11 protein-coding genes and 1 pseudogene are annotated in these 23,177 nt (G+C 38.2%); 7 read left to right on the top strand and 5 right to left on the bottom strand.

Annotated features, from left to right (window positions below; translation table 11 throughout):
- Positions 1 to 13: 13 nt before the first annotated feature.
- From ACYQ3L_RS24400 to ACYQ3L_RS24380, 5 genes are all read right to left on the bottom strand, one after another.
- Positions 14 to 1,957: a glycoside hydrolase family 97 protein gene (locus ACYQ3L_RS24400; RefSeq protein WP_379993659.1), complete on the bottom strand. Its 1,944-nt coding sequence runs from the start codon at positions 1,955 to 1,957 to the stop codon at positions 14 to 16.
- Between the two features lie 30 nt (positions 1,958 to 1,987).
- Positions 1,988 to 4,573 (bottom strand): xylan 1,4-beta-xylosidase, encoded by a 2,586-nt coding sequence (xyl3A, locus tag ACYQ3L_RS24395; protein ID WP_379993660.1) that lies wholly within the window; start codon positions 4,571 to 4,573, stop codon positions 1,988 to 1,990.
- Between the two features lie 15 nt (positions 4,574 to 4,588).
- Positions 4,589 to 5,959 (bottom strand): glycoside hydrolase family 43 protein, encoded by a 1,371-nt coding sequence (locus ACYQ3L_RS24390; protein WP_379993661.1) that lies wholly within the window; start codon positions 5,957 to 5,959, stop codon positions 4,589 to 4,591.
- A gap of 3 nt (positions 5,960 to 5,962) precedes the next feature.
- Positions 5,963 to 8,416, bottom strand: a complete 2,454-nt coding sequence (locus tag ACYQ3L_RS24385; protein ID WP_379993662.1) for a glycoside hydrolase family 31 protein — start codon at positions 8,414 to 8,416, stop codon at positions 5,963 to 5,965.
- Between the two features lie 500 nt (positions 8,417 to 8,916).
- Positions 8,917 to 12,723, bottom strand: a complete 3,807-nt coding sequence (locus ACYQ3L_RS24380; RefSeq protein ID WP_379993663.1) for a hybrid sensor histidine kinase/response regulator transcription factor — start codon at positions 12,721 to 12,723, stop codon at positions 8,917 to 8,919.
- 503 nt (positions 12,724 to 13,226) lie between these two features.
- Here ACYQ3L_RS24380 and ACYQ3L_RS24375 point away from each other — a divergent pair.
- From ACYQ3L_RS24375 to ACYQ3L_RS24345, 7 genes and pseudogenes are all read left to right on the top strand, one after another.
- Positions 13,227 to 14,390: an endo-1,4-beta-xylanase gene (locus ACYQ3L_RS24375; protein ID WP_379993665.1), complete on the top strand. Its 1,164-nt coding sequence runs from the start codon at positions 13,227 to 13,229 to the stop codon at positions 14,388 to 14,390.
- Between the two features lie 47 nt (positions 14,391 to 14,437).
- A pseudogene (locus ACYQ3L_RS24370) lies at positions 14,438 to 14,819 on the top strand (hypothetical protein).
- Between the two features lie 387 nt (positions 14,820 to 15,206).
- Positions 15,207 to 16,961 (top strand): glycoside hydrolase family 43 protein, encoded by a 1,755-nt coding sequence (locus ACYQ3L_RS24365; protein ID WP_379993666.1) that lies wholly within the window; start codon positions 15,207 to 15,209, stop codon positions 16,959 to 16,961.
- A gap of 58 nt (positions 16,962 to 17,019) precedes the next feature.
- Entirely contained in the window at positions 17,020 to 18,990 is a 1,971-nt protein-coding gene (locus tag ACYQ3L_RS24360; RefSeq protein WP_379993667.1) for an alpha/beta hydrolase-fold protein, read from the top strand.
- 76 nt (positions 18,991 to 19,066) lie between these two features.
- Positions 19,067 to 20,173: an alpha/beta hydrolase-fold protein gene (locus tag ACYQ3L_RS24355; RefSeq protein ID WP_379993668.1), complete on the top strand. Its 1,107-nt coding sequence runs from the start codon at positions 19,067 to 19,069 to the stop codon at positions 20,171 to 20,173.
- A 97-nt stretch (positions 20,174 to 20,270) separates the two neighbouring features.
- On the top strand, positions 20,271 to 21,185 hold the full coding sequence (locus ACYQ3L_RS24350) for a prolyl oligopeptidase family serine peptidase (protein WP_379993669.1): 915 nt from the start codon (positions 20,271 to 20,273) through the stop codon (positions 21,183 to 21,185).
- A gap of 31 nt (positions 21,186 to 21,216) precedes the next feature.
- Positions 21,217 to 23,145 (top strand): glycoside hydrolase family 97 protein, encoded by a 1,929-nt coding sequence (locus ACYQ3L_RS24345; RefSeq protein WP_379993670.1) that lies wholly within the window; start codon positions 21,217 to 21,219, stop codon positions 23,143 to 23,145.
- The last annotated feature ends 32 nt before the right edge of the window (positions 23,146 to 23,177 follow it).

Genomic DNA, 23,177 nt, shown 5'->3' with positions numbered 1-23,177 from the left:
ATCTATTTATTTTTTACTTTGATAATACAAATCCGCCTCGTGACTGAAGGGTTACTTCCAGAATTCCGTTTTTATTTATATTCACTTCTTTTTGTATAATTTCTTGCTTCTTACCGTCACAGATGAGCCGTACTTTCATCCCTGCATACATAGGTAGTTCTAATTTCAGGTTTAAAGGTTCTTTCTGTGCATTTACACCTGCAACATACCATTGGTCGCCGGATCGCCGAGCTATCACTGTGTATTTTCCGGGATACCCATCAATATATAATGTTTCATCCCATGTAGAGGGAACTTTTTTCATAAAGTCAAGAGCAAAATCTTTCGTATCGAAAAGGTTATTGGGTGTAAGAGCAAACATCTGTACCGGATTTTGAAAAAGTATAGCAGTCGCTAATTGAAAAGCATCCGTAGTCAGGCGCTTTTGTCCTTCTTTATTTCCTTTGTTAAGGTATTTATTTAATAAAACGCCTCCAAACTCCATAGAACCGACAGTATTGCGGATAAAAGGATGAAGAGATGCGTAAAAGGCTTCATCATTTCTCACGCCTTCCGAAAAAATCAACATTTCGGAAGCCAGCACCGCTTCGCTTCCGACATAATTCGGATACATACGTTCCCAACCACGAGGAAGGGTGCAGCCATGAAAAATAATCATCAGTCCGTAATCGTTGGCATCGGATAGTATATCTTCATACAAGCGCATTGTTTCTTGTTTATCTCCACCGAAAAAATCGACTTTCAAGCCTTTAACTCCTGCATCTTTTAACCATTTCATCTCTTTCTTACGCTCCACTGATGTACTCATTTTATTTCTTGGTCCTTGTGGAGCATCATTGAAACCCCCGTTAGAATTATACCATAGGAAAACATCTACATTTTTAGAATTGGCATATTCAATCAGTTTCAACATCTTGTCATAGCCGATATTAGTATCCCATAATGCATCTATTAAGATATATTCATATCCCATTTCAGATGCCAGGTCAATATATTTAACCTGATCATCCCAATTCATACTATTATCCTGCCATACGATCCAACTCCATGTTCCTCTACCATGTTTATAGTTCTTTGTTGGTTCATATAACGGTTCTACTACATCAAAAGGGATGGTAGTTTCTACAATTGGTCTCAGATTTTCGCCTATGGTAATTGTTCGCCAAGGTGTAGTGCCAGGCAAGCTTAACTGGGCACCAACACTCCCAAACCCATTGTTTTCTTTCTGATTTGGATATTCGACAGTATACAGACCCTCTTTATAAGCACTTAAATGTGAGGCGCAATATAAGCTGCTTACTCCCGTTTCGGAAAGTAAAGCCCAACCATCCTCTCCTACCTTGAAAAGTCCCGGAAATACATAACCTGTATTAGACTTGGTATCTCCGATAGGAACGTCAGCCTGATAACCTGATTCGTAACTAGGAGAAGTCCGGGCAAAAGCTCCCATTGGGCCCATCATATAAGACAGGAATGCAGTCGTGTATGAAGGAAAACGAAAGCCTGTGATCTCTGCCACTACTACGCATGCCCTACGATCACCCCATGCAGGAAGTTCGTACCGGAAAGCAATATCATTATTACTTATTTGGAAAAGAACAGACATCTTTTGTTCTTTTCCATTCTGAAAGGTATATTTCAGCGTGTTCGCTTCATAGTTTACCTCTGAACGTTTAATTTTATCTTGTGTATATGTTTTACTTATTTTATTTTCCGATTTTCCAACAAACGATAGACCGGTACTAAAATCACCTTCGTTTGTTTGTAATCCTAAAGGTGATTTTTCAAGGATCACCGCATTCTTATAATTTACAGTATACAACAGTTTTCCATTCTCGATAAATATTTTCAGATTTAGATCTTTGTTAGGACTTGTAATTACAGCTTCTTGTGAACGAACAAATGAAGATGTTATTAAAGAACAAAAAAGTAAGATTAACGGTAAAAAAGTTTTCATAGCGTTTTTGTCAGTTATTATTTAAAATTGTCAGATTAATGTTATGTTTAGGGTTTGCAGGTCTTTGTTATCAGAACTAGTCCCATAAAGAATCTCATAATCGCCGGATAATATGTTCATCCTTAAAGTTGCAGGATCATACCATTCAAAAAATGAAGGTTCTAGCTCAAATGTAAGATCTTGTGATACATTAGGAGGTAGTTCTATTCGCTTGAATGACCGAAGTGTTTTTATCGGACCGCCACTATCTACTTTTTTCACATACACCTGAACTGTTTCAGAGCCTGTGCGTTTTCCCGTATTTTTGACGGGGATAACCAACTTTATTTTTTCTCCTGCTTTGGCTGATATACTACTTGCGGTAGCCCTACCTATATCAAAGGTTGTATAACTCAGTCCATAACCAAATGGAAAAAGAGGTTTATCTTCCAGATATCGATAAGTGCGCCCCTTCATATCATATTCTTCAAAATCGGGTAGCTGATCGATATTTTCATAAAATGTAATAGGTAATTTACCTGAAGGATTATATTTTCCAAAAAGGACTTCAGCTATAGCCTGCCCCCCTGACTGACCGCCATACCAAGCCTGCAATATAGCTTCACAACTTTCACTTTCAGGCATTAAACCTATAGCTGAACCCGAACAGTTGACCATGATTACTCTTTTTCCAGCCTTCTTCAATGCCTTTATGCAATTTCTTTGTGAAGCTGGTAATTCAATATCTGTGCGATCACCCCCTTTAAATCCAGGCATTTCGATAGGCATCTCTTCTCCTTCGAGTTCACCCGATATTCCTCCTGCAAATACGACGACATCTATATCTTTTAATCTGTTGACAAGACCTTTATAGTCGACAGGAGATTCTTTCCCCATGTCGAAATTCAAATTCGCATTTGTAAAATCGTAGTTCTGTGTGAAATTTATTTTTATATCATACTGTTTTCCTTTTTCCACTTTATAAGGAGTGCGCCTGGCGACAAACCGCCATGAGCTATATTCAGAGACAAGTTCATTATTAATAAAGAGCTGGCAATCTCCTACTGATTGTATTTTGAATACAATTTCCTCAGTTTCCGGCGCAATAAATGATGTTTCATAAACAGCTGAAAAATTTTGTAAATTGACTTTATCGGCAAAGGGATGCTGGCCTGTTGTAGATAGCCTCATGGGTTTATCGTACTGTATAGTATTTATCGCATCTCCGGTTCGTTGTTTATTATTCCAATATGTTGCTTTAATCCCCGTTTTCCCATCAGCCGTAGATCTTGTTATATAAGACTCAAGAATCATATCATCTACTATATCACAACCCTTTTCATAAAAAATATCTTTACCTGCAATAGACTTAATACCTTCTAATATAGTTACCGTTTTTACGGGAATACCATTGTAGTTACCCCACATCAATTTTGCATCATCTGCATTAGGGCCGATAACAGCTATTTTCTTTTTGCTGGAAAGAGGTAGGATATTATTTTTGTTTTGTAACAAAGTCATCGACTGGCGAGCCATTTCCAACGCTAAGGCCTGATGTTTCTTACAATTAATTATTGTATCGGGAATATTTGCCCAAGGTACGATTGAATTATCATCAAAATCTCCTAATCTGAAACGTTCGGTCAATAATCGCAAAACACTTTTATCAATATCAGCTTCATATATCAAGCCCCGTGAGACAGCGTCGACCAGTTCATGATAAGTATATCCAAAACCACACTCTACATCGGTACCCGCCAATACACCCTTAACCGCTGAATGTAGTGCATCGGATGATACTTTATGAGAAGTATAGAAATCTGCAATTGCGCCGCAGTCAGAGACGACCATACGCTTAAAGCCCCACTCATCGCGAAGAATACGTTTTAATAAATGGTTGTTGCCACAACAAGGATCATCATCCTGACGATGATAGGCACACATTACCTGACTCACATCTGCTTTTTGGACTAAGACCTGAAACGCAGGCATATATGTTTCCCACAGATGCCGATTGTCCAGATTATTCAGGTTTAGCACATGTCTGTTCCATTCAGGTCCTGAATGAACTGCGTAATGTTTGGCACATGCTAAAAGTTTCTTATATTTTGCATCTTTAGGTCCCTGTAAGCCGTTTACAACCGATATGCCCATTCGCGAAGTAAGGTAAGGGTCTTCACCATATGTTTCCTGACCACGCCCCCAACGTGGATCGCGAAAAATATTTACATTTGGTGTCCATACCGACAACCCGTTATCTTGCCTGCGTTCATCTCCTTTCTTCTCTCGAAAATGAAATATGGCACGCGCTTCATCGGATATGGCATCGAAAACATGGTATAACAACTCATCGTTGAAAGATGCAGCCATTCCGATAGGCTCGGGAAACACTGTTACTCCTCCCTGATTAGCTACTCCATGTAAGGCTTCGCTCCACCATGCAAATTTCTTTACTCCTAAGCGAGTGACTTCGATTGAATTATCACCCATCAATCCTACTTTTTCTTTTAATGTCAGACGTGATAAAAGGTCTTGAGCTCTTTCTTCCGGAGTTAAATTTGCATCTTTATAAGGCATTATCTGCGCGAATGATGCGATATAGCAGCATAACGCTGATATAAGTATTATAATCCTCATAATATTAAGTAATTATTATTTAAATATCCAATAATCAAGATTGAATAGTTCTCCATCAGCTCCCTTAAATACAAAAAACAAGTCGTGGATTCCGCCTGTTTTTTTCACCTTAGCGGAAAAGCTGCCCCAAGTATCTGAATTCCCTGTTTTATCGATTTTGCATATTCCTATCAATGCTCCATCAGCTTCATCCAAGCGAATTTCGATCTCTCCTCCTGCAACCGGGGTCGCAATAATTTCAATAGATTTAACTCCTTTAGCAAAATCAACGTTTCTCGCTTTTATATAATCATTATTATGGATTGAAGTCAGATAAACTCCTCCTTTACTATCTTTCTTTGTCTTCACCCCCTGTCCCCAAGCCATAGTTTCGGCTTCTGTCCGTCTATAAGGATTCAGTGTTGCAATAGGAGAAACACCTTCTTTTGTAGGTTTTATGTTTGGGAAAGTACCATCGGCATTAAAATTAAACTCTTCGATGCATGTAGAACGTCTGAACCCATGTTTGGATATTCCTTGATTATGGTAAAAAAAATAAGATTTTCCCTTATAGTCCACAATACCGGGATGGTTGGTAAATGCCAGATCTTCGTAGCCCTTATTCATTATTACACCCCTATAATTCCAAGGTCCGTTAAAAGACGATGCTGTAGAATAAGCTATATATTCGGGGATACCACCAACCGCATATATCATATAATACAATCCGTTCCGTTTATAAAGCCATGGCCCTTCTTCAAACAACGTATTTGCACGGTTGGGATCATTGCGTTCCAAATATTCAAATTGTTCTTTATTCATATCCAGTTCCGCAATCCCCATTTCTTTATCATAAGATATCATATCCTCATTGAGTTTCACATAGCAGACTTTACCATTACCCCAATAAAGATAAGCTTGTCCGTCATCGTCAATATATACTGTAGGATCAATATCTCCCATTTTACCCGTATATACTAATGGCTTGCCAATCGCATCTTTGAATGGTCCGGTAGGACGATCGGATACAGCCACACCTATCACATGCCAGTTTCCCGGGTATTCGCAGCATACATACCAGTAAAACTTCCCGTTTCTCTCTATACACTGGGCTGCCCAAGCAGATTTGGGCTTTGTCCATTTGAAATCTTTATAGAAAAGCTGTACTCCATGATCAGTCCAGTTTACCATATCGACCGTAGAAAATACCTGCCATTCATTCATATCGAAATAACTGGCGGTATCCGCATCACAGCCCGTATAGAGAAATAATGTATCATTGTACACCATGGGGGCCGGATCGGGAGTATAAAATGTTTGGATGATGGGATTCTGGGCCCTTACCATCACTACAAATATGAAAGAGAATGTTACTGTCAGTAAATAGTAATTCAATTTATATCCCATATATTATAATTTTAGTTCTAATTTGTTTCCATTATATTCTACTTCTTTTTTCGTTCCATCCTGAAGTATTACAGTGAATTTTCTATTCGATAACATACCTTTATACGAACCTTTTCTTTCTCCAATGGTTAATTTGTGAGCAGAATCATTCCATGTAACAGGTATTTCTGTATATTCACCTTTTTCATAATTGTAGTTGTCAAACTCATCCTCATATAAGATGAAAGAGCCATTTGCTCCTGTATAAACCCGAAGCTGCAGATTATCCCATTTTTTTTCGGTAGCATATTGCACCTTTGGCCCAAGGGGGATTATACTGCCGGCTTTAACAAACAATGGTATCATATCAATTGTAGTTTCTAAAGTTATCTGCTGTCCACCATTATATTTTTGATTTGTCCAGAAATCATACCAGACAGTACCTGCCGGTAGATATACATCCGTAGCCTTTTTCTCTTTAAAGTTTACGATCAGATTCCCATCAGCATCTCTTGATTCGGTACGGTTCCATCCATCTTCTTCATTTACTTTTACTACTTTTTCTGTAGTATATTGGGCATTGACGATAGGGGCTACTAAAAACGCTTTACCAAACATGAATTCATCATTCAAATTCAAGGCATTCTTATCTTTTGGAAAATCCATTACCAAAGCACGCATAAAGCTCGATTGTTTATTCGTTACTTCCCACGATGTTGAATAAATATAAGGTAATAAAGAATATCGTAAATTGATAATTTTCTCTATAGCATCGTATATCGGTTCGCCTTTCTCTCCAAAATGATATATTTCCCTGGGAGTATCTGTCCCGTGTGAACGCATCATCGGATTAAATGCTCCGAATTGCAGCCAACGCACATAAAGTTCCTGGAATAGAGGATTCTTAGTTGCGCTACCATCATTCCAATTCTTATTGTATTGTCCTGCAAAAAAGCCACCTATATCACTGTTCCAATGAGGTAGGCCACAGATGGAAAAGTTGAGTCCGGCAGGTATCTGGTTACGCAATGATTCCCATGAAGAACCGACATCACCCGACCATACATTTGCTCCGTAACGTTGCTGCCCGGCAAATCCGGACCGGGTTAGAATAAATACACGTTTATCCGAATTTTCGGCACGCTGATGTTCGTACACCCCGCCTACTGTCATTAAAGGGAAAGCATTCCTTACCTTTCGGAAAGAGCCTAAGTAAGTTTTCGTATTCATATCTTCCGGCTTCCAATCTAAATGATCAGGCTCGGTAGAATCCATCCACCACCCGTCCATTCCGTATTTCAATATGCCTTCGCTTAGATATTTCCAGTAAATGTCGCGGGCTTTGGGGTTATATGCATCGTATACGCGTACGCCTGACGGATAGTCTCTATCCGGTGGCCAAGAGTCCATACCAGACTGAGGCCATGTGGAAAAATTGAATAACATTCCGTTCTTATCCAGCTCCCTATAAGGCTTTGTTGCCGGACCAAATGACGACCAGATAGAAATAATCATATGGGCATTCATGGAATGTATATCGTCAACCATCTTTTGAGGATCATTAAAATCCGGATTCTTAAAATCCATTGCATTCCACAGGTAGTTATGTCCCCAGTATTGCCAATCTTGAATTATACCATCGATAGGAACACCTATTTTTCTGTATTTTCTTACTACACCTGTAATTTCTTCTTGACTCTTATAGCGTTCTTTACTTTGCCAATAGCCATATGTCCATAACGGAAACATAGGTACCTGCCCTGTAAGGTTTCTCATTTGAGCTATAACTCCATCAGAATCGCTTCCCTGCATGAAATAATAATCAATGCAATCCCCCACCTCAGATATAAATGAGGTTTCCTTCTCGTCGTCTTTGAAAGTGGTCGGGGAATAATTATCCCAAAACACTCCGTATCCTTTGTCTGACTGAAAGAATGTAACCACATTCTCAACATTGCCTTGAATCAGGTATTTGGTTTGGTTACGTTGCACCATTTTTCCATTTTGCAACTGGCCTAAACCATATATAGATTCATCTCTATCGAGCAGATAAGGCTGATATACTTTGAATGTCTTAGTTCCTGCATCATTAAATTCGGTGAATACAGGAGCTTTTTTCTCTTTAAATAAAACTTTATTATTGATATTGTAAAAAGTAATTAGCCCTGTTTTCAGATTTACATTAACAAGTAATTTGCTACTTTTTAGTGTTACAACATCACCCTTTTGTGTTACAGTAAATGCTGTATTTTCGGGTGTTGCCACGACTGAAAGACTCTCTTTTGTATATTTCCAGCCGTTGGGTGATTTGACCACTCTAATGGTTGACGGAGTGTAGAATTGCAATTCTATACTTATAGAATCAATCTCAGTTTTGATTCCGTTAGCTGTTTTCTGAAAGTTTTGGCCTATTATTGATAAGCTTTCTATCAGCAAAAAAAACAACCATAAAAACTTTGTAATTAATCGGCTTTTCATGATTAAAATATTTTGAATTTAATTAATATGTTAATCTTAGTGTTGGTAATACAAAATTACTGATATAGACACTTCATTTACTTCGTTTTTAAACAATAAACCTTATATTTTAGACAGATCATATAATATACTCTCTATTTTAAATAAAAAGTCCTGATCCCCTATTATATTATTGCTGTTATCTCAGGATTCGGGGAATTTGGCTTTTTACTGTGGTTTATTCAGAAGTTAAATAAATTCGGTTACGGTTTAAAGTATCAAACTCTTTAAAGCCTTTTTTAGCGATTTTTGGTCAACGCTAGTATGATGTATTAGGTTTTTACTGGATATTCCAACTCTTTAAAAGTATAAATAGGGTTTTGTTAGAAAAGCTCCTATCCCGAATCTATGTGAACGATCAAGGAGCAAGAAGAGAATGATACCCTGCATTGTTTTCAAAATATACAATCTTCAGACTGAGTAATTAAGAGAGAAATTTATACTTACCAGATCGGTTTGATCTAATATTCTGTTGGAGCTTTACCAAAATATTTTCTGAAGGCGGTACTGAAATAATTTGCACTCGAAAAGCCACACATTTCACTTACTTCGGTTATGTTATAGTTTCCTGATTGAAGTAGTTCGGATGCATAATTGAAACGTATTGCCTTAATAAATTCTATAGGGGACTGACCTGTAAGATTTTTCATTTTTTGATACAACAAAGAAGGGCTGACATTCATTGCTGAAGCAAATTCATCTTTTCCAAATTCACTATTATCAATATTCTTCCGTACAATATCAAGAGCTTTTTTAATAAAGCGGTCATTCAGTTCGTTCGAAAAGACATTCTCCTTATTTCCGGTTGCATTTATCATTTTTAAAGTTCTCTCCCGAACAATTTCTCTATTTTTCAAAATAGACTCTATACGTTTTGTAAGAACCGTTATATCAAAAGGTTTTGTTATGTAATCATCCGCACCCAGACCGAGACCCTCTAATTGTTTTGTTTTATCGGATAATGCTGTCAGTAATATTACTGGAATATGAGAAGTTTGGAAAGTTGATTTAATCAGTTGACACAATTCAAACCCGTCCATATTGGGCATCATAATATCCGAAATAATCAAATCCGGTATTTTTTTATTGATCAGATTCCAGGCTACTTCTCCATCATTAGCTACAGATATATGAAATAGCTCTTGCAAAGAGTTTTTCAAAAAGTCCTGCAACTCATTATTGTCTTCAACAACTAATACATGCATTTTCTTGGATCTCTCACTTCCCTTTTCTTCTGAAACGGCTTGCTCTGTTTCTATTTCAGGGTGAACAATATTTTCCTCTCCATTTTCCTGCCCGAAATGGCTAGAAACCGTCTCCTCAATTTCAACTCTTCTGTAAGGGATAGTTATTATAAAAGACGAGCCTATATTTTCTTTGCTATTTAAAATGATCTGACCTTTATGCAAATCAACATAGCTTTTAACCAATAATAATCCGATCCCAGATCCGACCATTCTGGAGTTTACAACATTATCCCCCCTGTAGAATTCTCTGAATAAAAGTTTCTGAGCTTTAGAGCTGATACCTAAGCCATAATCTTTAACTTCCAAAGACCAGGAGCATTTGTTACAATCAAGTATAATATCTATTCTGCCATTCGAATGCGAATACTTTATTGCATTTGAGATTAAATTATCTACTACTTTTTCAATCTTCAACACATCAATTGCCGTAAAATATGAGGATTGGTTGAAAGAAAAATTAAGTTTAATATTTTTTTTCTTACTTGCTTCTTCAAAAATCAGGATTCGCCTGGATAATAGATTTACGATATCTGTCATAACCAGAAATATCTGTCCTTTCCCCAAATCTACTTTTTCAAAATCGAGTAGCTGGGTAGCTACAGAAGATAATCTATTAGATTGTTCACTGGCTAAATTCGAGTAATATCTTAGATTTGCAGGCAGTTCCCGGGCATTATTCAATTGTTCGATTGGAGCGCTGATCAGAGTCAAGGATGTACGTATATCATGCGCCATATTGGTAAAGAACTGTATTTTATCTTTAATGTGTTTTTGCTTTAGATGGCTCGAATATGATTTAATGAGATAGATAATAACACTGGATATGACCATTATGATGATAAGGCGAAACCACCATGCTTCCCAAAACGGAGGAAAAACTTCAATATCAAGAGAACGTTCATCGATAATTTTTGATAGAGAACTGTCATACATTCTTATGCTTAATTTGTAATTTCCGCTAGGGAGGCTGTTATATGTAACCAGTCTTAAGTTAGACGGATGACTCCATTTTAAGTCTAAACCTTCCATCTTCCAAGAAAACTTAATATCTTTAGTATACATGCCAAGAGGCAGTAACTCTAAAATAAAGTTATTTTGCTTATGACTCAAATCAAGACCAGTCTGTTCATTTACAGGCACTCCCTTCAACAAACTATGATATTCCCGGATTGAACGTCCCGAGATACTTATGTTTTGAAGAAAGATCTTGCCTTCAATTTCGTTCTTATAAAGAATATATGGATTAGTGATGACACCACCTTTATTGGTACCCCATATAATATTCCCATTCTTCATTAAGAAATGAGCATTTGTATTAAATGACACTCTCGAAAGAGACAACAAAGAAGGAGAAGTATATGCCTTCTTTTTGTTTATATCAAATTGACATAACCCGGCCTCCGTACCAAGCCATAAATAACCATTGATATATGTAATACTATTTATATAATTGGACAAAATACCTGATTCTGTTGAATATTTTTCAATCGTCTTGTTTTTATAATCATAGCAAAGTAACCCTTCTCCTGACGTTGTTATCCAAATATTATCATCAAGAACTATGATATCCTGCACATAATAATTATTAATTAAGACTTCGAATTCGCCGGTACTTTTTTTCAATGAAACCAAGCCATATGTGCAAGCGAGCAATATTATATCTGAAGAAAGTTCTGAAAAAGAATTAATAGGTTGCGATTCATAAACTCGAAACTTATTCTCTTTTTTTTGATAGCAAATTATATTACGAGTCCCTCCCATCCATATATTCCCATCCATATCTTTGAATATATCGGATATAAACTGGCCAGAGAAGCCTGATTTGTCTCTATCGTGAAAATAATGGTTTATTTCTTTCCCTGTATTTCCATTTATCACATAGACACCTGAGGAGTAAGTCCCTGCCCATATATTTCCTGCATCATCTTCACATAAAGCCATGAAAACCTTGGCTGCATTCCTTTTATCATGAATATACCGGTACCAACGGTTTGACTTGACATTCCAACGACTTAAGCCATTGTTCGTCGCAAACCAGATATCCCCCTTCTTATCTTCCAAGACTTTATTAACATTATTATTTACTAAAGAGTTAGGATTGTTGATTTGATGATTTATTATATCTATATCTGACAATTTCTGGTTGAAAAAAGAAAGTCCCCCTGTAAATGTTGCAATCCATATCCTTTCATCTTTATCACAAAAAATATCATAAACGCCATCACCTTGAAGTGAGAACGGATCATTTACATCCTCTTTATATATATTCAAGATTTTTGTACCATCCCTTGAAATCTCACAAATACCTTGCCCATCTATTCCTATAAGGACTGAAGATGCCTGTTTCTTCCTTATCGTAAGTATCGGTTGCTTGGGTAACTCATCCTTTATAATTTCTTTTAGCTTTTTGCTTTCAATAGAATACAGGAAGAGTCCATTAGAGATTGTACCTATCCAAATTTGGTTAAATTCTGTATCATAGAAAAAACTTGACACTTGAATTTCATTAACGGCTGAGTATTTATGGATATATTCAAGTTTTTGGCTCTGTGTATTGAATATCCCTATGCCGTTTATTGTAGCAAGTATTAAATTATGATCTTTATATAAATCGACCTGTTGTACTTCTGCTTTGCTGTTGAAAGCAAGTGTTAATGCTTGATTTGAATATTTGTATAAGCCTATTGTAGTTCCTATCCAAAGAGTTCCGTTTTCATCAATAACAAGTCCTAATATATTTGCATTAACATCATTTAGGGCTTGCTTGATATCTACAAATAAATCGAAGCAATCATAGAGTTCATTGTAAATGAAAATTTGACCATTACTCGTAAAAGCTATTAGCTTCGAATTTTTATAGATAAGCCTGATGAAATAAAAATCTTTTATTGTAACAGGAAGATTATATAATCTGGAATCATTTTCTGAAATTCTCAATATACCGGTTTTAGAGGCAGCCCAAATAAAGCCGTTATCGTCTTTGCATATTGAATAGACTTCTCTCACCAATGTTCCATACATCGTATTTACGGAATAGAACTTCACATTAGATGAAAATATTTCATTGATTGGAAATATTATTAACATCAGAACTAATATCCTGAAGATATTAGTTAAATAATTAATTCTTCTGCATTTCATTAGTGATCAGAAATAGGTTATAAATGCAAATTTATAAAAAAAATCAAATTAAGTGTTTGTTTAACACTATTATTAAAGCAGATAATCAATAAAATTAGATAAATGAATGCGATAATAATTCTGCACGTCATATATAAGTAATATCCATGTAGTTCTTTCCACACTATCCCTTTACCCATTCGTTCAAGCTGTTGAAAATAGGTTCGGGCAAATGATGGATTTGTCTAGAATTAGATTTTAATTGTCTAAAATTGAATGACAAAAAATAACATACGCAATTATTTTTGTGAAATTATGTATAATCACACGATATAATGAAATCAACATCACGGGGTACATCAAAATAAAATTATTAGAATATAAAATAAATAAAAGAATCTGAAATGAAAATGAATATTTATTACTTGTTATTCTCTTTGTTTGTATTTCCTCTTTTTGCTTGCAATGTAAAACATGACGCACAAAGCAAAAACGAACCTTCTTTGAAAGAGGCTTTAAAAGGGAAGTTCTATATAGGCACAGCTCTTAACCTGAACCAAATACAGGGAAAAGACACAGCATCACTGAATATAGTAAAAGCCGAATTCGATGCGATCGTAGCAGAAAACTGCATGAAAAGCATGTATCTGCAACCAAAAGAAGGTGAGTATTACTTTGAGGATGCCGATAAATTTGTAGAATTTGGAGAGCAAAACAATCTTTTTATCACAGGGCATTGTCTGATATGGCATTCACAGGCTCCGGCATGGTTCTTTATCGACAATGAAGGAAAAGAAGTATCAGCTGAAGTTCTTAAGCAACGAATGAAAGCCCATATTGCAACAGTTGTATCTCGTTACAAAGGACAGATAAAAGGTTGGGATATTGTCAATGAGGCGATCATGGAAGACGGATCATATCGTGAAAGCAAATTTTACAAAATACTGGGAGAAGAATTTATACCTCTGGCTTTCCAGTATGCCCATGAAGCTGATCCTGATGCGGAACTATACTATAACGACTATAACGAATGGTATCAAGGTAAACGGGAAGCCATTGTCAGATTGGTAAGATCATTTAAAGAAAAAGGCATACGAATCGATGCGGTAGGTATGCAAGGTCATATTGGTATGGATGGGCCCAGTCTGGAAGAGTATCAGGCGGCTATAGATGCTTATACATCTGCCGGTGTTAAAGTTATGGTTACCGAACTCGATCTTAGCGCCCTCCCGTCACCCCGTCGCAATACGGGAGCAAATATCTCTGAGATAGAAGCATATAATCAGAAAATGAACCCTTATACAACCGGCCTGCCGGATTCGGTCGTAGTTGCATGGACAGAGCGCATGGGGAATTTTTTCAAACTTTTTTTAGATAATAAGGAGAAAATAAGCCGTGTCACCTTGTGGGGTGTAACCGACAGAGATTCATGGAAAAACAATTTTCCGATGAGAGGCCGTACCGATTACCCTTTACTGTTTGATAGACAATATAAAGCAAAGCCAATAGTCCGGGAAATCATCACGATGGCTGGTCTTCCTGATAACAAAGCACAAAATAAGGAATAAACGCCTCTATCCTATTTAAAAAGTTCATTTTAATATATCTAAATCAAATGAAACGAGCTCGATACTTATTTCCGCAGGACTATATGGCAGACCCGTCTGCACACGTATTCGAAGGTAAAATCTATATTTATCCGTCCCATGACTGGGAAAGCGGTATTCCCGAAAATGACAACGCTGACCATTTCAATATGAAAGATTACCATGTATTCTCTCTCGGTGAAGTCGACGGGCCGTACACCTACAAGAGCTCCCGTTATCGGATGGACTACTCACCATAGTATCGTAGAATACAAGGGCAAGAGGTATTTATTCCATCACGATTCTGTACCATCGGGTGGTAAGACATGGCTCCGCAGTATGAAAGTCATAGAGCTGGAATATAATCCGGACGGAAAAATTAAAACAATTCAAGGATTCGAAAACGGATAGGTTATTTTTAGGTTTAAGGTTTTTAGGTTTATGCCTCTTTTTTTGCAAGGGCGGATTAAAATTCGCCCTTGTATTTAATATCAATATTATTCAGAATATAGTATGACATTCTGTAATATTTATTTCATGATTATTTTATATTGAGATATCTTTTGTCCCAGGCAAAAAACAGAAGGCACTTATGGTTACATTTTACTGAAATATAGCTAAATTGAAATCAATAATATCATAATATAAAAGCCTGGCTGTAAACATGGCAATGGAAGAATTAACAAACCATTGGAAAGACAAGTCCATAGGATTCCATTTAAGATTAATCCAGCTACTTTGGAATTATACCCAAATAGTTTTAAAATAAAATGTCAATAAGATTAAAATTAATATATAATGAAAAAGATCAAGTCAAAGTCAATTTTATCAAGAAAGTACAAGTCAATTATATTAACGGCCTTTTTCTTGCTTACATCTATCCCTGCCATGCGCGCTGTCGGGGAAAAGGGCAAAGTTACAACAACCCCTCCTGTATTTACAAACTTTGTATATCAGGGAGATGATAAAGTCTATAATGAAAATCTGTTGAAAGCGGATGAATTTTACAATCCGATTCTTCAGGGTTGTTATCCTGACCCTAGTATTACCCGTAAAGGAGATGATTATTATTTAGTTTGCTCATCTTTCGCAATGGTCCCGGGAGTCCCTATTTTCCATTCCAAGGATTTGGTCAACTGGACCCAGATAGGACATGTTCTTGACCAGACTTCCCAATTGAAGGTGGAGACAGCAGGTATAAGCATGGGTATATATGCTCCTGCCATCAGATATAATAAATACAACGATACCTTTTACATGATTACTACCCAATTTGCCGGAGGATTTGGAAATATAGTAGCAAAGACGAAAGATCCTCATAAAGGATGGGGAGACCCTGTCAAACTTAAATTCGATGGCATAGACCCATCCCTATTTTTTGATGATAATGGTAAGGCCTATGTAGTACATAACGACGCACCAAATAAAGGTGAAGGATTATATAATGGGCATCGTGTAATCAAAATTTGGGAGTATGACCTGGAAAATGATCAAATAATCCAGGGTACCGATCAAATAGTAGTCAATGGCGGAGTCGATATTACGAAAAAACCGATATGGATCGAAGCTCCTCATATTTATAAGAAAAACGGTAAATATTATCTGATGTGCGCAGAAGGAGGAACAGGAGGCTGGCACAGCGAAGTTATTTTTATAAGTAACTCACCCAAAGGGCCATATACCCCAGCTCCGAGCAACCCTATATTAACCCAAAGATATTTTCCACATAACAGGGTCGATAAAGTAGATTGGGCTGGCCATGCCGATTTGGTAGAAGGCCCGGACGGTAAATATTATGGAGTGTTTCTGGCTATTCGTCCAAATGAAAAGAATAGGGTAAATACAGGCCGCGAGACATTTATATTGCCTGTAGATTGGAGTGGTACATTCCCAGTTTTTGAAAATGGGCTTATACCAATGGAGCCTAAATTGAAGATGCCGCAAGGAGTAAGTAATCAAACCGGAAAGAATGGCTTTTTCCCGAATGGAAATTTCACTTTCACCGATAATTTTTCATCAGAAAAATTAGACGATAGATGGATCGGCGTAAGAAGCTGGCGGGAAGATTTTACTAAAATAACAAAGAAAGGATTACAAATAAATCCCTTTTCGATCACCATTAAAGAAGCAAAACCAATATCCACATTGTTTTACAGGCAACAACATAAAAATTTCACAGCTACAGTCACCTTGGATTATCTTCCTAAGTCAGAAAACGATTTAGCTGGCATCACGTGTTACCAAAGCGAATCGTTCAATTATGTATATGGTCTCACGAAAAAGGGGAATGACTATTATTTGGTCTTGGAAAGGACGGAAAGAGGTAAATCTACAATCATCGCCAGCGAAAAAATAGATGTACGCAAGCCTGTCAGCCTGCAAGTATCAGCTCAGGAAGACGAATATAGATTCAATTATTCGATGGATAACACTAACTTTAATAATCTGGGAGGAACTGTATCCGGCGATATTCTTTCTACGAATGTTGCCGGAGGCTTTACCGGGGCTTTGATAGGGTTATATGCAACTTCCGGTAATGATATCAGGTTGTAAAACTGTTTTATATATTTTAAATAATAGCATCCTGCTATTTTAATTTTATCTCAGAAAGATGAAAAATATATTCTTACTCTGTTTATTAATTGGGGGATTCAGTGTTTCTGCAAACAGCCAGAATATTCTGAGTGCCCCGGAAGGTTACGACATGCTCCGTACAGGGATTTTCCACGGGAAGATAGATACGATAACATATCCTTCAGCCACCGTCGGTGCTGATCGCAGAGCTTTGGTTTATACCCCTCCGGGGTATTCGCAAAACAAAAAATATCCAACTCTCTATTTGTTGCATGGTATCGGCGGGGATGAAAAAGAATGGTTCAACCATGGTGATCCCCAGGTGATACTGGATAATCTGTACGCTGATAAAAAAATAGTGCCTATGCTCGTAATTCTACCCAACGGGCGGGCGATGAAGGATGACCGGGCCATAGGTAATATTATGGAAGCTCCAAAGGTACAGGCTTTTGTCACTTTCGAAAAAGATTTACTTAATGACCTAATACCTTATGTAGAGAAAAAATTTCCGGTACTTAAAAACAGGGAAAATCGTGCCCTGGCAGGACTTTCGATGGGAGGCGGACAGTCTTTGAATTTTGGATTAGGCAATTTGGATAAATTTGCTTGGATTGGAGGTTTCTCATCCGCACCCAATACTAAGGAACCACAAATGCTCTTACCTGATCCTGAGAAAGCGAAGAGCAGCCTGAAATTACTATGGATTTCGTGTGGAGACAAAGATGGTTTACTTAATATTAGCAAACGCACTCATGAATATCTGGCTCAAAATCAAATCGCTCACATCTATCAGGTAATCCCTGACGGTTATCATGATTTCAAAATATGGAAACAAAACTTATATATGTTCTCCCAATTACTATTTAAACCTGTAACAACTGAACTGATAGATTTGTATAGTAATATTCCGAATGAACACCTGTTTCCGGTTCCGGCTTCCACCAACGTTCCGGGAGCGCAATACCCTCAAATTTTGCCGGATAATAAAGTTCTTTTCCGGATTAAAGCTCCTGATGCACAAAGAGTACAGGTTGATCTCGGTAGGAAATACGACATGGTAAAGGAAGAAGAAGGCTCGTGGGCTATCACTACCGATCCTATCGCAGAAGGGTTCCATTATTATTCTATTCTGATAAACGGGGTAGCGGTCTGCGATCCCGGAAGCCAGACTTTCTATGGCATGAGCCGTATGGCAAGCGGCATTGATATTCCTGAAAAAGGAGTAGATTATTATAATATCAAAGACATACCTCATGGACAAATACGTCAGGTACGTTATTATTCTAATATAACCAAAGTATGGCGCCGGGCTTTCGTTTACACTCCTGCCGGATACGATGCCAACATCTCGGAACGTTATCCTGTGATGTACTTGCAACATGGAGGTGGTGAAGACGAAACAGGCTGGTGGAATCAGGGAAAGATGGATGCGATTATGGATAATCTGATTGCCGAAGCAAAAGTTAAGCCAATGATTGTAGTGATGGACAATGGCTATGCTATTGATCCGGATAACAACAAAAGACAATCCGGGCAGGGTATAAGAGGTTTGTTTCAGAACAAAACGCTGGAGAATGTCTTCATGCAGGAAATTATTCCAATGATCGATAAAGAGTTCCGGACTATTTCAGACCGCGATCATCGTGCTATGGCCGGACTTTCGATGGGAGGTTTCCAATCGTTCCAGATAGCAATGTCTAACATTGACAAATTTGCTTACGTTGGCGGGTTTAGCGGCGGGGGATCGATACAACAAGACTATGAATTTTCTAAAATGTACAATGGCGTATGGGCTGATGTGAATACTTTCAATCAAAAAATGAAAGTGGTTTATTTAAGTATCGGGACAGACGAACCTGCTAATATGTATCAAACAGTCAATAGTTTCCATAAAGAAATGGAAAAAACGGGAATAAAACATATGTACTACGAATCTCCCGGCACTTCTCACGAATGGCTTACATGGCGACGATCGTTGCATCAGTTTGCAGGATTGATTTTCAAATAATTAAAATGTAAATTCGATTAAAAGATCCGGAAAAAGGAACTTAAAAATAACCGCTTATTAAAATTATCAAATAACCATGAATAAAAAGATCACAACCGTTTTGTTGACAACGTTGTTTGTCATAGGCTCTGCTTCAGCACAAAACATTAAAGAAGATTTCAGCCCCTCAGGACTAAACCAACCGGGGCAGTTGTACCCACAGGTAAACTCGCAAGGTTATGCCCGCTTCAAAATCGCAGCACCTGATGCCCAAAATGTATCCGTTAGCCTCGGTTTAGGCGGACGAGGGGGTACTGTTCTGAAAAAAGCAGAAGACGGAACATGGATGGGAACCACTGAGGGGCCAATGGATGAAGGCTTTCATTACTATCACCTGACAGTAGACGGAGGTATGTTCAATGACCCCGGTGCATGTAATTTTTTTGGATCGAACCGTTGGGAAAGCGGAATCGAAATACCTGCTTCCGACAAAGATTTTTATAAACTAAAAGATGTACCTCATGGGCTTGTGAGCCAGGTGTATTTCCCGTCAAAAAGCATCAATACCTTGCGTCGGGCTTTTGTATATACTCCCCCCAAATACGGAGAAGATCCAGATATGCGCTATCCGGTTCTATATCTTCAGCATGGCTGGGGCGAGGATGAAACGGCATGGACGAATCAGGGTTTCGCACACCTTATCATGGATAACCTGATAGCTGAAGGAAAAGCAAAACCTTTTATTATCGTAATGACCTATGGCATGACCAACGATACCAAATTTGGGCGAATTGGAGATTTCAAAATCGAACACTTCCAAACCGTTTTGATCGATGAACTTATCCCTTATATCGATGCTAATTTCAAAACTTTAGCGAATCAGCCTAATAGGGCAATGGCCGGTCTTTCGATGGGTGGAATGGAAACAAGGATGATCACACTGGCCCGTCCGGATATTTTTTCGCATTACGGTCTTCTCAGTGGCGGTACTTATGCCCCATCCGACATCAAAGACAAATCGGCGCTGAAACTTGTCTTTATGAGTTGCGGAAGCCGTGAGAATCCGGATAAAGTGACGCAATCCGCAGAAGAACTAAGGTCTGCCGGTATCAATGCAGTTTCTTATGTTTCCAATAATACGGCTCATGAGTTTCTCACATGGCGCAGAAGCCTGCGGGAACTTGCCCCTCTATTGTTTAGATAGTGCGTAGAAGATCTCAAACTGAATATATAGAAAGCTCTGAATCTGAAAATAAAGTCGAAAGATCTTATTATAATAATTCTTTGAAAAATTCAATTGAATGAAAAATTATATATTAACAGCCCTTTTTCTTCTATCCTTAACCTGTTTCGGACAGGAATATTCTCAAAACTGGAAAGATGTGAGTTACATAGGGGACTCAGCCATTTACCACCGTCTGGATATTTATCTGCCAAAGGTAGAAAAGAGCAGCTATCCAGTCGTAATTTATATTTACGGGAGCGCATGGTTCTCCAATAATGGGAAGGGAGCCGATATGAATACGGTTGGCAAAGCATTGCTCGATGCCGGCTTTGCAGTTGTCACACCGAATCACCGTTCGAGCCTCGATGCCAAGTTCCCTGTTCCGGTCAACGACATAAAAGCAGCCATCCGTTTCATACGTGCTAATGCTTCTGTATATAGGCTTGACACCACCTTTGTGGAAATTTCGGGTAGCTCGTCAGGCGGTAATATGGCGGCAATTGCCGGCACGTCGCGGTTTGTGAAGCAATGTACTCACGGTAATACAACTGTTGACATGGAAGGCATCGGCCCGTACACCCAATTTAGCAGTTCTGTCGATGCCGTGGTCGATTGGTTTGGTCCTACCGATATGCTGGCGATGGATTCCTGTGGTGGTACGGATTTTATCCATAATGCCCCTAACTCGCCGGCATCGGCTTATATCGGAGGTCCGATTCAGGAAAACAAGGATAAATGCTCGCTGGCAAGCCCTATCACATATATTGATTCCACTGATCCGCCTTTTTTGATCTTCCATGGTGACAAAGATCGGGTGGTACCTTACTGTCAGAGCGAGCTACTCTTCGAAGCGCTTCAGGAGGCCGGAGTACCGAGCCGTTTTTATCTGGTATCCGGCGGTCAACACGGGCCGGGAGTGCATGTACCCGAAAACCTGAAACTAATGGTTGATTTTTTTGTCAGTTGCAAAGAAAATAAATACTCAAAATAGTAATCATTTAATTATCCGGGAAACAAAAAACATGAGGAAAACATTTATTGTCTTGCCATTATTATCAATAGTATTGTCGCTTTCAGCCCAGAAAACAACAGTTCTCTCACCGAACCGGAAAATAATCGTCGAACTTTTTAATACACAAGGCACGGAGAAGGGAGAATGGTTTTTAAAAGTGAAATCTTCCGATGAAGGTAAAACATCTGAAGTAATACCTCAAATTGCTTTAGGCCTCAATCGTAGCGATCAGGATTTTTCAAAAGAACTGAAATTTTTGAAAGCGGGAAAAATATTGTTGATTAATGAAGAATATACGGCCATACATGGCAAACGATCTCAATGTTCTAATTCGGCCAATGAAGTGGTGGTTGCCTTTGAAAATCCTTTAAACGCCAAAATGAACCTTATACTGAGAGCTTACAACGATGGTGTGGCTTTTCGTTATGAGTTTCCTGAAAAGTCGGGGTCATTTGTAATGAAAGATGAACTCACTGCTTACTCGATTCCAGATAGCACCAAACGATGGCTGCAAAAATTTAATCCTGCAAACGAAGGTATATATACTTTTATGAAAGATGGGGAAGTGCAGCAGGATTGGGCCTATCCGGCACTCTTCAATACTCCTGAAAAAGATTCCTGGTATCTGATACACGAAGCCGATCTGGATAGAAATTATTGCGGAACAAAACTCTCCAATGTCTCTGATAAAACAAAATATAAACTTATATTCCCCGATCAATGGAACGGACGCGGAAAAGGAGAGTCTTTACCGACTATCTCTTTACCATGGAAATCACCTTGGCGTGTAATTATAGCCGGAAGCCTTGCGGACATTGTAGAATCTACTTTAGTTGATGACGTTTGTCCCCCATCGGTAATATCTCAAACGGGTTGGATTAAGCCGGGGGTGGCATCTTGGAATTATTGGTCGGATAACCATGGGACACGCAGCTACAAAACTGTTTGTGCATTTGCCGACTTGGCAGCCGGAATGGGATGGCCTTATACTTTGCTTGATTGGGAATGGGACTCCATGGGCGATGGGGGAAAATTGGAAGACGCACTTACATACATTCATTCAAAAGGGATTAAACCTCTGATGTGGTATAATTCCGGAGGCGATCATACATGGGTTGGATCAACTCCTAAAGACAGAATGCTTACACACGAAAATAGGATTGAAGAATTTACAAAACTGAAAAAACTAGGAGTAGTGGGTGTGAAAATCGACTTCTTCGAAAGCGAGAAACAGGATATGATCAAGTATTATCTGGATATTCTGGACGATGCAGCCAAATTTGAAATGTTAGTTTATTTTCATGGTTGCTTAGTGCCCCGTGGTTGGGCACGTACTTACCCCAACCTGATGACATACGAAGGTGTTCGAGGAGCCGAATGGTATAACAATGGCCCTGAATTCACCACTACTGCACCGGAGCATAATACGATTCTTCCATTTACACGCAATGTGGTGGGTGCTATGGATTATACGCCCGTAACTTTTACCAATTCGCAATTTCCACATATCACAACATACGGACATGAACTTGCTTTAAGTGTATTGTTTGAGTCAGGCGTCCAGCATTTTGCCGACAGGCCCGAAGGATATTACACATTACCCGATGCTGCCAAGACATTTTTGAAAAATGTTCCTAACTCATGGGATAATACGAAATTACTCGAGGGCTACCCCGGCAAGGACATCATAATTGCCCGACAGAAGGATAACGAATGGTACATAGGAGGAATAAATGCTGACAATATGATGGAAAAAAGAAAGAAATTATCGTTCAATTTTTTACCGGAAGGAGTAAAATATAAACTCATTTTGATAACGGACGGCAAGCACGACAAGGAGTTTTATACCCAATATTTAGTTGTGAATAAAACGTCATCAGTAGATGTAAAGCTGCTCAGGAGAGGAGGTTTTGCAGCTTGCCTGAGTCCGATGAATTAAGGTTGACTAATTCAATTTACAGATATTTATCC

It is taken from the genome of Dysgonomonas termitidis (assembly GCF_054657735.1).
This window is presented reverse-complemented; position numbering and strand designations above follow the sequence as displayed.

Coding starts and splice junctions, on each gene's coding strand:
- ACYQ3L_RS24400 (WP_379993659.1), bottom strand. CDS start 1,957: ATGAAAACTTTTTTACCGTTAATCTTACTTTTTTGTTCTTTAATAACA.
- xyl3A (WP_379993660.1), bottom strand. CDS start 4,573: ATGAGGATTATAATACTTATATCAGCGTTATGCTGCTATATCGCATCA.
- ACYQ3L_RS24390 (WP_379993661.1), bottom strand. CDS start 5,959: ATGGGATATAAATTGAATTACTATTTACTGACAGTAACATTCTCTTTC.
- ACYQ3L_RS24385 (WP_379993662.1), bottom strand. CDS start 8,416: ATGAAAAGCCGATTAATTACAAAGTTTTTATGGTTGTTTTTTTTGCTG.
- ACYQ3L_RS24380 (WP_379993663.1), bottom strand. CDS start 12,723: ATGTATGGAACATTGGTGAGAGAAGTCTATTCAATATGCAAAGACGAT.
- ACYQ3L_RS24375 (WP_379993665.1), top strand. CDS start 13,227: ATGAAAATGAATATTTATTACTTGTTATTCTCTTTGTTTGTATTTCCT.
- ACYQ3L_RS24365 (WP_379993666.1), top strand. CDS start 15,207: ATGAAAAAGATCAAGTCAAAGTCAATTTTATCAAGAAAGTACAAGTCA.
- ACYQ3L_RS24360 (WP_379993667.1), top strand. CDS start 17,020: ATGAAAAATATATTCTTACTCTGTTTATTAATTGGGGGATTCAGTGTT.
- ACYQ3L_RS24355 (WP_379993668.1), top strand. CDS start 19,067: ATGAATAAAAAGATCACAACCGTTTTGTTGACAACGTTGTTTGTCATA.
- ACYQ3L_RS24350 (WP_379993669.1), top strand. CDS start 20,271: ATGAAAAATTATATATTAACAGCCCTTTTTCTTCTATCCTTAACCTGT.
- ACYQ3L_RS24345 (WP_379993670.1), top strand. CDS start 21,217: ATGAGGAAAACATTTATTGTCTTGCCATTATTATCAATAGTATTGTCG.